This is a genomic window from Serratia sp. CY38905 (genome assembly GCF_052168875.1).
In the GTDB taxonomy this organism is placed as follows: domain Bacteria; phylum Pseudomonadota; class Gammaproteobacteria; order Enterobacterales; family Enterobacteriaceae; genus Serratia; species Serratia sarumanii.
Genome location: NZ_JBJNLV010000014.1, coordinates 68,882 through 83,036, shown reverse-complemented (window position 1 = coordinate 83,036; position 14,155 = coordinate 68,882). Strand labels below are relative to the sequence as shown.

Sequence of the window (14,155 nt, the reverse complement as noted above, 5' to 3'; positions counted from 1 at the left end):
CAAGTCGCCCCCCAAGTCGCCCCCCAAGTCGCCAGGCGACCTTGCCTTCGCCCCCAGGAAACGGAAATAAAAAAAGGCGCCCGCAGGCGCCTTTTCACAGCAGAGAGGCCACTTACTGCAGCACGGAGATATCCGCCACCTGCAGGAACAGTTCGCGCAGCTTGCTCAACAGCGTCAGACGGTTCACGCGCACTTCCGCATCGTCCGCCATTACCATCACGTTGTCGAAGAACGCATCCACCGGCTCGCGCAGCGCAGCCAGCTCCACCAGCGCTTCCTGGTAGTTGCCCGCCGCGAAGTACGGCTGCAGCTTGTCGCGCAGCACCACCAGGTGAGTCGCCAGCTGGATCTCCGCTGCATCCTTCAGCACCGAGGCGCGCACGCTGTCGTTCAGCGTTTCGGTAGACTTGGCCAGAATGTTGGAGACGCGTTTGTTGGCCGCAGCCAGCGCCGCCGCCGCTTCCAGCGTACGGAAGTGGGAGACCGCCTTGACGCGCGCGTCGAAGTCGGCCGGCTTGGTCGGACGGCGCGCCAGCACCGCCTGAATGGTATCGACAGCGTGGCCTTCCTCCTGATACCAGGCGCGGAAGCGGCCCAGCATGAATTCCACCACCTCGTCGACCACCTTGGCGTTGGTCAGCTTGCTGCCGTACAGGCGCACGGCCTCTTCGGTCAGGGTCTGCAGATCCAGCGGCAGGTTTTTCTCGACGATGATGCGCAATACGCCCAGCGCGGCGCGGCGCAGCGCGAACGGGTCTTTATCGCCTTTCGGATGCTGCCCGATGCCGAAGATGCCGGCCAGGGTGTCCATCTTGTCGGCGATCGCCAGGGAACAGGCCACCAGCGACTGCGGCAGCGCATCGCCGGCGTAGCGCGGCTGATACTGCTCGTTCAGCGCAACGGCGACGTCTTCCGCCTCACCGTCGTGGCGCGCGTAGTGCATGCCCATCACGCCCTGGGTGTCGGTGAATTCGAACACCATGTTGGTCATCAGGTCGCACTTCGACAGCAGGCCCGCGCGGGTGGCGTGGTTGACGTCGGCGCCGATCTGGCCGGCAACCCAGCCCGCCAGCGCCTGAATGCGGTCGGTCTTGTCGCGCAGGGTGCCCAGCTGCTGTTGGAACAGCACGGTTTCCAGGCGCGGCAGGTTGTCTTCCAGGCGTTTCTTGCGGTCGGTATTGAAGAAGAACTCGGCGTCGGCCAGACGCGGACGCACCACTTTCTCGTTACCGGAGATGATCTGCTGCGGGTCTTTCGACTCGATGTTGGCCACGAAGATAAAGTTCGGCAGCAGTTTGCCCGCGGCGTCGTACACCGGGAAATACTTCTGGTCGCCCTTCATGGTGTACACCAGCGCTTCCGCCGGCACCGCCAGGAATTTCTCTTCGAATTTGGCGGTCAGCACCACCGGCCATTCCACCAGCGAGGCCACTTCTTCCAGCAGGCTGTCGCTCAGATCGGCCTTGCCGCCAATCTTCTGCGCCGCCAGCTCGGCGTCGCGCTTGATGAAGGCTTTACGCGCTTCATAATCGGCGACCACTTTGCCGCGCTCCAGCAGGATCTGCGGGTATTGGTCGGCGTTGTCGAGGGTGAACTCGGCTTCGCCCATGAAGCGGTGGCCGCGCACGGTGCGCGCAGAGTCGATGCCCAGCACGGTGCCCGGGATCAGATCGGCGCCCAGCAGCATCGTGACGGTGTGCACCGGACGCACGAACTGCACGTCGGAGTCGCCCCAACGCATCAGTTTCGGAATCGGCAGTTTAGCCAGCGCGGTGCTGACCATGCCGGCCAGCAGCGCCTGCGCCGACTGGCCTTTGACGTGGGCGCGGTACATCAACCACTCGCCCTTGTCGGTCACCAGGCGTTCAGCCTGATCGACGGTGATGCCGCAGCCGCGCGCCCAGCCTTCGGCCGCTTTGCTCGGTTTGCCTTCGGCGTCGAACGCCTGGGCGATCGCCGGGCCGCGTTTTTCAATTTCGCGATCGGCCTGCGCCGCGCTCAGGTTGGCCACTTTCAGCGCCAGGCGGCGCGGTGCGGCGAACCAGCTCACGTCACCGTGTTCCAGGCCGGCGTTGTCCAGCTCGGCGGTGAAGTTGGCGGCGAAAGATTCCGCCAGGGAACGAAGAGCCTTCGGCGGCAGCTCTTCCGTGCCGATTTCCACCAGGAAAGTCTGTTGAGTCATGGCTGCCTCTTAGTTCTCGTTCTTCTTGTTGCACATCGGGAAGCCCAGCGCTTCGCGGGAAGCGTAGTAGGCTTCGGCAACGGCTTTGGTCAGCGTGCGGATGCGCAGAATGTAGCGTTGACGCTCGGTCACCGAAATCGCCTTGCGCGCGTCCAGCAGGTTGAAGGTATGGCCCGCCTTCAGGATGCGTTCGTAGGCCGGCAGCGGCAGCGGTTTTTCCAGCGCCAGTAGCGATTGGGCTTCTTTCTCGTACTGCTCGAAGCAGGAGAACAGGAAGTCGACATCGGCGTATTCGAAGTTGTAGGTGGACTGCTCCACTTCGTTCTGGTGGAACACGTCGCCGTAGGTGGTGACGCCCAGCGGGCCGTTGCTCCACACCAGATCATATACGCTGTCCACGCCCTGGATGTACATCGCCAGGCGCTCCAGGCCGTAGGTGATCTCGCCGGTCACCGGCTTGCACTCCAGGCCGCCGACCTGCTGGAAGTAGGTGAACTGCGTCACTTCCATGCCGTTCAGCCACACTTCCCAACCCAGGCCCCAGGCGCCGAGCGTCGGGTTTTCCCAGTTGTCTTCCACGAAGCGAATGTCGTGGATGGTCGGATCCAGACCCAGCTCTTTCAGCGAGCCCAGGTAGAGTTCCTGAATGTTGTCCGGCGATGGCTTAATCACCACCTGGAACTGATAGTAGTGCTGCAGACGGTTCGGGTTTTCACCGTAGCGGCCGTCGGTCGGGCGGCGGGATGGCTGCACATAGGCGGCGGCCATCGGCTCCGGCCCCAGTGCGCGCAGGCACGTCATCGGGTGTGAGGTTCCCGCGCCGACTTCCATGTCCAATGGTTGAACGATGGTGCAGCCCTGGCGCGCCCAATAATCCTGCAGTGTCAGGATCAGGCCCTGGAAGGTCTTGGTATCAAACTTTTGCATGTTGAATTCGCACGCGATACAAGTGGATTTAGATGGAATGCGCCAGTATACCCTTTGACCGTAAGATATACAGCCAGAATCCGGCAACAAGTGCGAATCGGGACGAGAAGCGCTGGATTTTCACCCTTCAGCCACGGAAACCGCCGGCGACATCAGCGCGGTAAATCCCCGGTACTGCCTCCACCGTCCTCAGGGGCGAGGCAACAGCACCGCTATCGCAGACTCGACTGGTTTGCTTGAGAGAAATATCGCGTCATACCCTACATGCTCTACTACCGTCAGCTTGACACCTCTTCGTCAAACTACAGGCGTGTTGAAAAACATTCAAATAAGTGAATAGAATGAAAAAAAACATAACTCAGTGTTATATACTACTTTATTCTCGCCGATGCCGCACCGCCTGAAATTTACTTGCCATAATGACTCTGGTAGTATAATAAAAACAAATGACAGCCGCAGCTAAAAAACCATTTAAGTCGCTTAGGAAAAAGATTGAAAATGATAGAGCTCTTTGACGTAGACTATAATTTGCTGCCAGATAACAGATCGAAAGAACTATTCTCTTTAAGAAAAAAAACGTTTAAAGACCGTTTAGACTGGCTCGTTAATTGTGAAAACAACATGGAATTTGACGAATACGACAATCGTCACGCCACCTATATTTTCGGCACCTACCAGAATCACGTCATTTGCAGCTTGCGATTTATCGAAACGAAACACCCAAACATGATCAGCGATGGTGTGTTCAACAATTACTTTAACGATATAAAACTCCCCGATGGAAATTACGTTGAAGCCAGCAGATTATTTATAGATAAGGCTCGCATTCAAGCACTTCAACTCCATCAAGCGCCGATTAGCGCCATGCTTTTTCTATCGATGATAAATTATGCAAGAAGCTGCGGCTACGAAGGCATTTACGCCATTATCAGTCACCCGATGCGCATCATTTTCCAACGTTCCGGCTGGCATATCTCGGTGGTAAAAACCGGATGTTCCGAGAAAAATAAAAATATTTACCTGATCTACATGCCGATAGACGATGCCAACCGGAACAGATTGCTAGCGCGCATCAACCAACACGCCACAAAATGGGATAACCCGTTGGATGCATGGCCATTATCCTTCCGCATCTGCGAGAAGCGGCCGGATGAGTTGCAGCTCCACACCTAACCTGATGGCATGTTTGGCATTGGTGACGCCAAGCTTTTTGACAGCGTTGCCAATGTGATATTTTACCGTAGTGAGTTTTATTCCCAAGATAAGTGCAATTTCTTGGTAGGACTTACCTAAGCTCGCCCAGTAAATAATCTCATTTTCACGCTTGGAGAAAAACTCCCGCTGATTCATCTTTTCAAAGTCAGCAGGCGTGCTCATTTCCTGGTAGAGCGCCGTCATTTTTCCGTGCATGGTAATCAGCAGCATTTGAATTTCGGCCTTATTATTGTCAATCTGCTGTTCAACATCTGTATCACAATGCTTATCCAGCATAATGGATAACACCACCAGATTATGATGATGATCGTGCAACACAAAAGTATATCCATTAATAATATTGTAGTTCTTAGCCATATCGAAAATCTTTGGCAACTTTAACCCTGAGCCAATTTCCAAATCTTTATCCCAGGTAAACGGGGTAATTCTATGCGATGCGGTAATCAAAACGGGATCAATAAACTGATAGTTATTCTTGATATAAAACTCAAACCACTCCGTTCTATTGGAAACGATTGAGAAATTAGCCGGATTTCTTTTATTCATTATAGCATAGGCATATTTTATATTATTGTATTTACTCAGACCACGTTCCAACTCTTCTTTGATAGAGGCATTAATGGTTTCATTATTGAAAAAAAAGTTAGACACTCACCCATCCTCTTCAAGAAATAACAATACTATAAAACGCAGAAGAGTATAACCCGGTTGCGCTGCCAAGTAAATTAATCTGGCAGACATAGAGGATGCGTTAATAATGGCCATGCGCTTTAAAGCGTAAATTTAAATAATTTCGGAGGGGAAATTAATTTAATCGTGAAATAAGCGCTTCACTGAAGAAGGGCCGATAGAAGGCATAGCACGGCGGATAAACACAAATAAAACAAAACCATAACAACTCAGCATCATGACGTGAATCTGACAAAAATTGTTCTGTCGAGCTGAAGATGGGAGGTATGAGGCAGGCAGGCAAAAACGCCCCACATCCAATGATGAAGGGAGAAAGCCATTGACAGTGAAGATTTGGATATACAATAATAACCAAAATTTTCCCTGGTGTTGGCCAAGTGGCTACCTGATCCTTTATAGGATCAGTTTTTTTTTGTAGTGCTGTATTTTATCGTTATGCAACAACGATAAGAGCTTTTAGCGACAAATGATAGTTGTACTAAAGTACAGTCTCACTCACATGCACCGCCTTGCCACCCCGCCTTCCATTAGCCTCATTCTCTGTCCGATTCGTTCAAAAGCGCGCGCTGACGCCTACGTTATACATAAACTGCTCGCCGCTGCTCAGCCCGCCGGTTTGCGAGACGGTGGCGAAGGCCGATACCCTGTCCGTCAACGGCATGTTGGCCCCCAACGTGACATCCACCCAGTTTTTGTCCTGGCCCGCACTGTCGCGGGTGAACGAGGTTTGCGTCGATTTCAGGCCGCCGCCGGCGCGGTAGACGTCGTCGCCGAACTGGTGCTGATAACTCACTTCCGCATAAGGGTTAAACACGCCGAATTGCGTATCCAGCCGCCAGCCCAACGCGCCGATCTGCGAGTGGTAGGTTTGATCGTTGAAGCGCATGGCGGTGCTGTCATCGCCATCTTCGCTGTAGCCGGAAACGCGGCTGTAATCCCAGGCGAACTGCGCCACCGGCCCGGTGGTCAGGTAAGAAGCGATCGGGAAGTCATAGCCGGCGGTCACGCGCGCGCCCCACTGCCTGCCGGTGGTCGAACCGGTTTCGGTGCGCGTCAGCGGCCCCAGCCGCAGGCTGCGGCGGATTTCGTCATAATCCATCGTCGTATAGTGCAAATCGGCGTTGACCCAGCCCTGCTCGAATATCGCCAGTGAACTGAAAGCCGACAGCAGCAGCCCGCGCGCCTTGTAATCAAAGCGGCTGGAAGGATGTTGATCGTCGTTGGAACCGGCGATCAACGCGCCGATCAGCCAGCCGTCGGTCAGCTGATAGTCCACCCCGACGGTCAGGTTGTGGGTGGTGGCGTTGCCGTCCCCCGCCGCCCGGTTATCGGCATAGTCATAGTGCTGGCCGGCGTAACCGCCGAACACGCCCAGCGAACCCTGCGGGTTTTCGCCGTGGCGCAGCTGCTGGAAGCGGCTGTCGAGCGTGGCGCGGCTGTCGCGCGCCATCGCCGCAGTCGCCTGATTCAGCGCCACCACCTGCGCCGGGCCATCCAACACCGCCTGGATATAATCCGCAATCAGCAGGTGCGCCTGCGGGCTCGGGTGGAAATGGTCGGAGAACAGATAGGACTGGCCGGCGTCGAAGCCGGGCATATCGGAGCTGCAGACCGCCGAGGAAACGCCCGGCGGGCAAGCCATGCCGGCGGTGTTGGCGAAGCCGAACTGCGCCGGATTGGCGATCGCTTCGGCGAACAGCTTGTTGACGTCCACCCGCACGATATTGCCGCCGCCCTGCGCCAGCAAACGGTCTTCACTTTGATTATAGAAATCGGTCAGTTGGGCGGCCTGCGCGCTCAGGCTGTCATACGCCGCGATAAGCTGCGTGGCGATCGCCTGCTGCACCTGAGGAATGGCGCTGCCCTGCTTCGCCGCGGCGGCCAACGCCGCGTGGATCGCCTGCGTGCGTGAAACGTTGTCTGGCGTCGCCACCGAATTAAGCGTGGCATAGGCCGCCTGGATCGCCGCCCCCTGCACCGGCGACAGCGCCTGTTGAATGATCAATTCCATCAGCTGCGGCGTGGAGCCGATGTTCGGCACCGTCGGCACGATCACCGTGCCGGCGCCGGCGTTCAGCAGCGAATGCACCTGCGCGGCTGCCGCGGCGGCGCTGTTATAGGCCACGCCGGGCGCGGTAGCGGCATTTAATGCCGCCGCCGCCAGATCGTTGCCGCCGATCCAATGAACGTACAAACCGTCGCCGTCGGCCTGACCGTTGACCCGGTTCAGATAGCGCTGCACCTGATCCTGGGTGTTGTCGGCCGGGTTCAGGCCCGGCACCGCCACGGCGCCGCCGGCGGCGTAGTTCTCACCGCCGTTGTCCGAAGCCACCAGCGCCGCCCCGATGCGTTGCGCCAACGCTTCGTCGTACAGCAGGTGCTGGTTACCGTCATAGGTGAACCGGCCGTTGTTGCCGGTATCGCTCAGGCTATCGCCAAAGACGTAGAGTTGATCGTACGCCTGAGCCGGAAGGGTCACACTGCAAAGCAACGCCACTGCAAGCGCCGCCGGGCGGGGCATGCACGTTATTTTTAGAGGCATGAATCGACTCCTGAGAGCCTGCAAATGAAGGCAATGTCGTTTTTATCGTTGGCCGGTTTTCCACCGGCCATGTAGTAACTATTGTCGGCTTTTTCGTCACGTCAAGCGGGCTGATGACAAAACAATCAGAGGCTTGCCAAGTTCGGCGCTTCGAGCGATGATTACTGTTCATAAATACAGCATAAGGACAGTCAGGATGGCAGACGAACGTTGCGGTTGGGTGACGGCCGATCCGTTGTATCTCGAGTATCACGACCAGGAATGGGGCGCGCCCACCACCGACGCGCGCGAGCTGTTTGAAATGCTGTGCCTCGAGGGGCAACAGGCCGGCCTTTCCTGGATCACCGTGCTGAAAAAGCGCGAGAACTACCGCCGCGCTTTCCACGGTTTCGATCCGCAGCGGGTCGCCGCCATGACCGAACAGGACGTGGAAAACCTGCTGCAGGACAGCGGCATCATCCGCCACCGCGGCAAGATAGAAGCCATCATCACCAACGCCAAAGCCTATCTGGCGATGGAGGCGGCCGGCGAGAATTTCGTTACCTTCATTTGGGACTTCGTCGGCGGCCGGCCGCAGCTCAACCGCTGGCAGGCGCTGAACCAGGTGCCGGCCAAAACCGAGCAGTCCGACGCCATGTCCAAGGCGCTAAAAAAACGCGGCTTCAAGTTTATCGGCTCCACCGTTTGTTACGCCTTCATGCAGGCCAGCGGGCTGGTGAACGATCATCTCACGGGATGCATGTGCTACCCAAAGCCACGGTGATCCGCCCCTGTGGCCCGGAGGATATCGACCGGCTGATGGCGCTGTGGCTGCCCAGCACCATCGCCGCTCATCCGTTCGTGGCGGAAAAATACTGGCGTGAGAGCGCCGCGCTGGTGCGTGAAAACTACCTGCCGCGCGCGCAAAGCTGGGCCTGCTGGCATGACGACGAGATCGTCGGCTTTATCAGCGTGCTGGACGAGCAGTTCATCGGCGCGCTGTTTGTCGAGCGGGCGTTTCACGGCCGCGGCGTCGCCCAGGCGCTGATGACGCACGTGCAGCAGCGCTACCGCCGGCTCAGCCTGGAGGTGTACCAGCAGAACCTGCGCGCCTGCGCGTTCTACCATAGGCACGGTTTTCAGGTGACGCAGCGCCTGTTCAATGATGAAACCCAGGCCTATACGCTGATCATGAACTGGCCGGCAGTCGAAAATTCAACCTGTTATGCTTAAAAAAGGCGCATCCGCACTCCGGATGCGCACAATTAAGAATCCGCTGCATAGCGCCGCCCGGCGTTTTACCGCATAACTCCCCCAGCACTTACCCGCGCTCATCATTTGTCACGTTTTTCTCCGGAACTGCCGGCGAAACCGCGCGTCATAGGTAGCGCGGCGACGCGGGCTCCCTGCGTCACCCACTTTTTTTTGCGTCCCCGCTTTGGGCCGGCGCGTACAGATTCTGATGCCATTAAGGACAAGAACATGAAAAAACGCATTGCAATTATTGCCGGCGCCGTGAGCCTCACGCTCGCGCTGTCGGCCTGTACCACCAACCCTTACACCGGCGAATCCGAAGCCGGTAAATCCGGCATCGGCGCGGGCCTCGGGGCCGCACTGGGCGCCGGTGTCGGCATGCTGTCCTCTTCCAAGAAAGATCGCGGCAAGGGCGCGCTGATCGGCGCAGCGGCCGGTGCAGCCCTCGGCGGCGGCGCAGGCTATTACATGGACGTGCAGGAAGCCAAACTGCGCGACAAGATGAAAGGCACCGGCGTCAGCGTCACCCGCCAGGGCGATAACATCGTGCTGAACATGCCGAACAACGTGACCTTCGACAGCAGCAGCGCCACGCTGAAACCGGCGGGCGCCAACACCCTGACCGGCGTCGCCATGGTGCTGAAAGAGTATCCGAAAACCGCGGTCAACGTTGTCGGCTACACCGACAGCACCGGCTCCCGCTCGCTCAACATGAACCTGTCGCAGCAGCGCGCCGACGGCGTAGCCAGCGCGCTGATCACCCAGGGCGTGGCGGCGAACCGTATCCGCACCACCGGTGCCGGTCCGGACAACCCGATCGCCTCCAACAGCACCGCGGAAGGCAAGGCGCAAAACCGCCGCGTCGAGATCACCCTCAGCCCGCTGCAGTAATCCCGTGCGGGGCGCCACCGGCGCCCCGCCGCCTCCCTGCGACTTTCTCCTTACCCTTCAACATTCCCGCCCGCACATCGGGTATGGTAGTCTCCTTGGCAATTAACCGCAGGAGGGATCGGCTGTGAGCACAGACAAGGCAACGCGCGCCTCAGGGCGCGCCACCATCAGCGATGTGGCCAGCATCGCCAAAACCGGCAAGACCAGCGTGTCGCGCTATCTGAATGGTGAACAGCACCTGCTTTCCGACGATCTCAAACAGCGCATCGAACAGGCGATCCAGCAGCTCGACTACCGGCCAAGCCAGATGGCGCGCAGCCTGAAGGGCGGCCAGACCCGCCTGATCGGCCTGATCCTCGCCGATATCACCAACCCCTATTCGGTGGACGTGATGCGCGGCATCGAGGCCGCCTGCCGCCAGCACGGCTTTACCCTGCTGGTGTGTAACACCAACAACGAAGTCAATCAGGAACAGCACTACCTGCAGCTGCTCAGCAGTTACCGGGTGGAGGGCATCGTGGTCAACGCGGTCGGCATGCGCGAGGAAGCGTTATCCACGCTGCAGCAGTCGATGCTGCCGATGGTGCTGATCGACCGCAAAATCCCCGATTTCGCCTGCGACGTGGTGGGCCTGAACAACCGCGAAGCCGCCACCGTCGCCACCGAACACCTGCTGCAACAAGGTTTCGAAGCGATTTTATTCCTCAGCGAGCCGCTCGGTACGGTCAATACCCGTCTCGAGCGCCTGCACGCTTTCAGACATACCATGGCGCAGCACCCCACGCTGTCGGCGGAGCAGGCCGAAACGCCGCTCAACGATCGGCAGAAGCTGGAGCAGGTGCTGAGCGATTTCAGCGGCCGCCATCGCGGCATGCGCAAGGCGGTGATCTCCGCCAACGGCGCCCTGACGCTGCAGGTGGCGCGCGCCATGCGCCGGCTCGGCATCCAGTGGGGCAACGACATCGGCCTGCTGGGCTTCGACGAGCTGGAGTGGGCGGAGCTGGCGGGCGTCGGCATCACCACGCTGAAACAGCCCACCTACCAAATGGGACACGCGGCGCTGGAGCGGCTGGTGCAGCGCATTCAGGGCCTGGCAGCCCCCAGCGGCGAGCAGATGTTCTCCGGCGAGCTGATCGTCCGCGGCTCCACCACCCGCTAACCCGCCTTCTCCGGGGCCGTTGCCCGCCCCGCCCTCATCGGCTGTTTTTTGCTCAGCTTCGTGATTGCGATCATATTTTTACACTCTGTCGCTTTTCGCTGGAACCGGTTCCATTTAACGTACCGGTAACAGCAGCGGCGGCGACAATGCCGCCTCAGGAGTCAAAATGAAAACAGAAATCATCGTGGTCACCGGCGCCTACGGCACCGATACCGTCAAACAATACGGCGGCCAGCGCGCGCTGTTGCCCATCATCGCCGGCGCGGGCGCCGACGGGGTGGAGATCCGCCGCGAACTGTTCGCCGCCGGCGAATTGGACAGCCTGCCGGCCCTGGCGCAAGAAATCGAACGCCAACAGCTGTTCGCCGTCTACTCCGCCCCTGAGGCGCTGTTCACCCCGCAACATACGCTGAACCCCAACCTGGCGGCGCTGCTGGCGGAAGCGCAGGCGCTGAACGCGCGCCAGCTGAAGTTGTCCCTCGGCCATTTCCGCCCCGGTTTTGATTTTACCGAGCTGAAAGTGGCGCTGGAGCAGCACCCGGTCAAACTGGTGGTCGAAAACGATCAGACGCCGGACTGCGGCATTTTGTCGATGCTGAACGCCTTTTTCCACGCCGCGGAAGATAGCCACCTGCCGGTCAGCATGACCTTCGATATGGCCAACTGGCTATGGGTGGGGCAAGACGCTTTCGCCGCCGCCGAACGCCTGGCCCGCCACGTCGGTTACGTGCACGTCAAAGCCGCCACCCAAGGCCCGCGCGGCTGGCGCGCCGTCGCGCTGGACGATACCGACGGCAGCTGGCGCGATCTGCTGGCCCGCCTGCCGCACGATGCGCCGCGCGGCATCGAATTCCCGTTGCAGGGCGATGATCTGGAAGCCGTCACCCGCCATTACGTCAATATTTTGCGTGCGGAGTAACCCCATGATGACAACGTTAACGGCAACGACGGCGCAGCAGGCGCCCCTGGATGTGGTCACGCTGGGCGAAGCCATGGCGATGTTCGTGGCGGCGCAAACCGGCGATTTGGCGGAGGTGGAAACCTTCACCAAACGCATCGCCGGCGCCGAGCTGAACGTGGCGATCGGCCTGGCGCGCCTGGGCATGAATGTCGGCTGGGTCAGCCGCGTCGGCAACGATTCGTTCGGCCGCTTCACCCTGCAGCAGCTGAAAAAAGAAGGCATCAACTACCGGCAGGTGACGGTCGACGGCCACTATCCCACCGGCTTTCAGGTGAAATCCAAAACCGCCGATGGTACCGATCCCAGCGTGGAATACTTCCGCAAAGGCTCGGCGGCCAGCCACCTGTCGGTCGCCGATTTCAACCCTGAGTATTTCGGCTCCGCCCGCCACCTGCACCTGAGCGGCGTGGCGGCGGCGCTGTCCAGCGAATCGCTGGCGCTGTGCCACCATGCGGCGCGCGAGATGCGCGCCATGGGCAAAACCATTTCATTCGATCCCAATCTGCGCCCGGTGCTGTGGCCCAGCCGCGAGGTGATGATCGAGCAGTTGAACCAGCTGGCGTTCGCCGCCGACTGGGTGCTGCCGGGGCTGAAAGAGGGGCAGATCCTCACCGGCCAATCGACGCCGGAAGGCATCGCCGATTTCTATCTGGAGCGCGGCGTGCAGGCGGTGATCATCAAAACCGGCCCGGACGGCGCCTGGTTTAAAACCGCCGCCGGCGACAAGGCGGCGGTGGCCGCGGTCAAGGTCGACAACGTGGTGGATACCGTCGGCGCCGGTGACGGCTTTGCCGTCGGCACCCTCAGCGCCCTGCTGGAAGGCAAAACGCTGATACAGGCGGTGCAGCGCGGCAACAAAATCGGTTCGCTGGCGATCCAGGCCATCGGCGACAGCGAGGGCCTGCCGACCCGCGCGGCGCTGGCCGAATAACAATAAAAAAAACGACTTCTCCGCATGACGTCAGCCTCTGGCCCTACAACCGGGACGCGTCGGGAGAGCATCTGCCCCTTCCTCTTGCATGCCCAGCGTGCCGGGCGAAGGGGACGCAACACCACTGAAGGATACTGAACATGAACAAAGCGACTGTCGCGGCCAAACGCTGGTGGTACATCATGCCCATCGTGTTTATCACCTACAGCCTGGCCTATCTCGATCGCGCCAACTTCAGCTTCGCCTCTGCCGCCGGCATCAATGAAGATCTCGGCATCACCAAAGGCATGTCCTCGCTGCTGGGCGCGCTGTTTTTCCTCGGTTATTTCTTCTTCCAAATTCCCGGCGCCATCTACGCCGAACGTCGCAGCGTCAAAAAACTGATCTTCTGGTGCCTGATCCTGTGGGGCGGCTGCGCCTCGCTGACCGGCGTGGTGAGCAATATTCCGATGCTGGCCGCCATCCGCTTTATCCTCGGCGTGGTGGAAGCGGCGGTAATGCCGGCGATGCTGATCTACATCAGCAACTGGTTCACCAAATCGGAGCGCTCACGCGCCAATACCTTCCTGATCCTCGGCAACCCGGTGACGGTGCTGTGGATGTCGGTGGTGTCCGGCTACCTGATCCACGCCTTCGGCTGGCGTGAAATGTTCATCATCGAGGGCATTCCGGCGGTTATCTGGGCGTTCTGCTGGTGGGTGCTGGCGAAAGACAAACCGGCGCAGGCCGGCTGGTTGAGTGCCGATGAGAAACAGGCGCTGCAACAGCAGTTGGACGAAGAGCAGAAAGGCATCAAGGCCGTGCGCAACTACGGCGAAGCCTTCCGTTCGCGCAACGTGATCCTGCTGTGCGTGCAGTACTTCGCCTGGAGCATCGGCGTGTACGGCTTCGTGCTGTGGCTGCCTTCCATCCTGCGCAGCGGCATGCAGATGGGCATGGTGGAAGCCGGCTGGCTGTCGGCGGTGCCTTACCTGGCGGCGACCATCGCCATGATCGTGGTCTCCTGGGCGTCGGACAAAATGCAAAACCGCAAGCTGTTCGTCTGGCCGCTGCTGCTGATCGGCGCGCTGGCGTTCTTCGGCTCTTACGCCGTCGGCGCCAACCACTTCTGGATCTCCTACGGCCTGCTGGTGGTCGCCGGCGCCGCGATGTACGCCCCCTACGGGCCGTTCTTCGCCATCATTCCGGAAATGCTGCCGAAAAACGTCGCCGGGGGCGCCATGGCGCTGATCAACAGCATGGGCGCGCTGGGGTCGTTCTTCGGTTCGTGGTTCGTCGGCTATCTGAATGGCGCCACCGGCAGCCCGGCGGCCTCTTACATGTTTATGGCCATCGCACTGGTGGTGGCGGTGGTGTTGACGCTGATCGTCAAACCCGCCCGCAACGAGATCCAGCCGCAATTGGCTTGATCCGGTTATACTTTT

At 59.4% G+C, this 14,155-nt stretch carries 12 protein-coding genes; 8 read left to right on the top strand and 4 right to left on the bottom strand.

Features of this window, described 5'->3' with window-relative positions:
- Positions 1-112: 112 nt before the first annotated feature.
- Both glyS and glyQ read right to left on the bottom strand, forming a co-directional pair.
- Positions 113-2,182, bottom strand: a complete 2,070-nt coding sequence (gene glyS / locus ACJ8MK_RS22270) for a glycine--tRNA ligase subunit beta (protein WP_103830149.1) — start codon at positions 2,180-2,182, stop codon at positions 113-115.
- Positions 2,183-2,191: 9 nt separating this feature from the next.
- Positions 2,192-3,109, bottom strand: a complete 918-nt coding sequence (gene glyQ / locus ACJ8MK_RS22265) for a glycine--tRNA ligase subunit alpha (protein WP_004933966.1) — start codon at positions 3,107-3,109, stop codon at positions 2,192-2,194.
- Between the two features lie 498 nt (positions 3,110-3,607).
- Between glyQ and ACJ8MK_RS22260 the strand changes: the two genes are divergently transcribed.
- Positions 3,608-4,282, top strand: a complete 675-nt coding sequence (locus tag ACJ8MK_RS22260) for an acyl-homoserine-lactone synthase (RefSeq protein ID WP_079656089.1) — start codon at positions 3,608-3,610, stop codon at positions 4,280-4,282.
- Here ACJ8MK_RS22260 and ACJ8MK_RS22255 read toward each other — a convergent pair.
- Entirely contained in the window at positions 4,229-4,975 is a 747-nt protein-coding gene (locus ACJ8MK_RS22255; RefSeq protein WP_049211658.1) for a helix-turn-helix transcriptional regulator, read from the bottom strand. The two genes, ACJ8MK_RS22260 and ACJ8MK_RS22255, sit on opposite strands and share 54 nt — an antisense overlap.
- Before the next feature lie 592 nt (positions 4,976-5,567).
- A complete protein-coding gene (locus tag ACJ8MK_RS22250; RefSeq protein WP_442518063.1) occupies positions 5,568-7,556 on the bottom strand; it encodes an autotransporter outer membrane beta-barrel domain-containing protein in 1,989 nt (662 codons plus the stop codon).
- 196 nt (positions 7,557-7,752) lie between these two features.
- On the opposite strand from ACJ8MK_RS22250, the gene ACJ8MK_RS22245 reads away from it, so the two are divergent.
- The 7 genes from ACJ8MK_RS22245 (at position 7,753) to ACJ8MK_RS22215 (ending at position 14,140) form a co-directional block, all read left to right on the top strand.
- Positions 7,753-8,319, top strand: coding sequence for a DNA-3-methyladenine glycosylase I (locus ACJ8MK_RS22245; protein WP_033636547.1), 567 nt, complete (start codon positions 7,753-7,755; stop codon positions 8,317-8,319).
- Complete coding sequence (locus ACJ8MK_RS22240; protein WP_041037311.1) at positions 8,316-8,768, top strand: N-acetyltransferase; 453 nt, start codon at positions 8,316-8,318, stop codon at positions 8,766-8,768. Before ACJ8MK_RS22245 ends, ACJ8MK_RS22240 begins: the two co-directional genes overlap by 4 nt.
- A 249-nt stretch (positions 8,769-9,017) precedes the next feature.
- The gene (locus ACJ8MK_RS22235) at positions 9,018-9,680 is read left to right on the top strand and encodes an OmpA family lipoprotein (protein ID WP_442518062.1); all 663 of its coding nucleotides are present in this window, start codon (positions 9,018-9,020) and stop codon (positions 9,678-9,680) included.
- 124 nt (positions 9,681-9,804) lie between these two features.
- Complete coding sequence (locus ACJ8MK_RS22230; RefSeq protein WP_442518061.1) at positions 9,805-10,839, top strand: LacI family DNA-binding transcriptional regulator; 1,035 nt, start codon at positions 9,805-9,807, stop codon at positions 10,837-10,839.
- A gap of 166 nt (positions 10,840-11,005) precedes the next feature.
- The gene (locus ACJ8MK_RS22225) at positions 11,006-11,758 is read left to right on the top strand and encodes a sugar phosphate isomerase/epimerase family protein (RefSeq protein WP_033636544.1); all 753 of its coding nucleotides are present in this window, start codon (positions 11,006-11,008) and stop codon (positions 11,756-11,758) included.
- A 7-nt stretch (positions 11,759-11,765) separates the two neighbouring features.
- Complete coding sequence (locus ACJ8MK_RS22220) at positions 11,766-12,731, top strand: sugar kinase (protein ID WP_033649579.1); 966 nt, start codon at positions 11,766-11,768, stop codon at positions 12,729-12,731.
- Positions 12,732-12,871: 140 nt separating this feature from the next.
- Positions 12,872-14,140: an MFS transporter gene (locus ACJ8MK_RS22215; RefSeq protein WP_033636543.1), complete on the top strand. Its 1,269-nt coding sequence runs from the start codon at positions 12,872-12,874 to the stop codon at positions 14,138-14,140.
- The last annotated feature ends 15 nt before the right edge of the window (positions 14,141-14,155 follow it).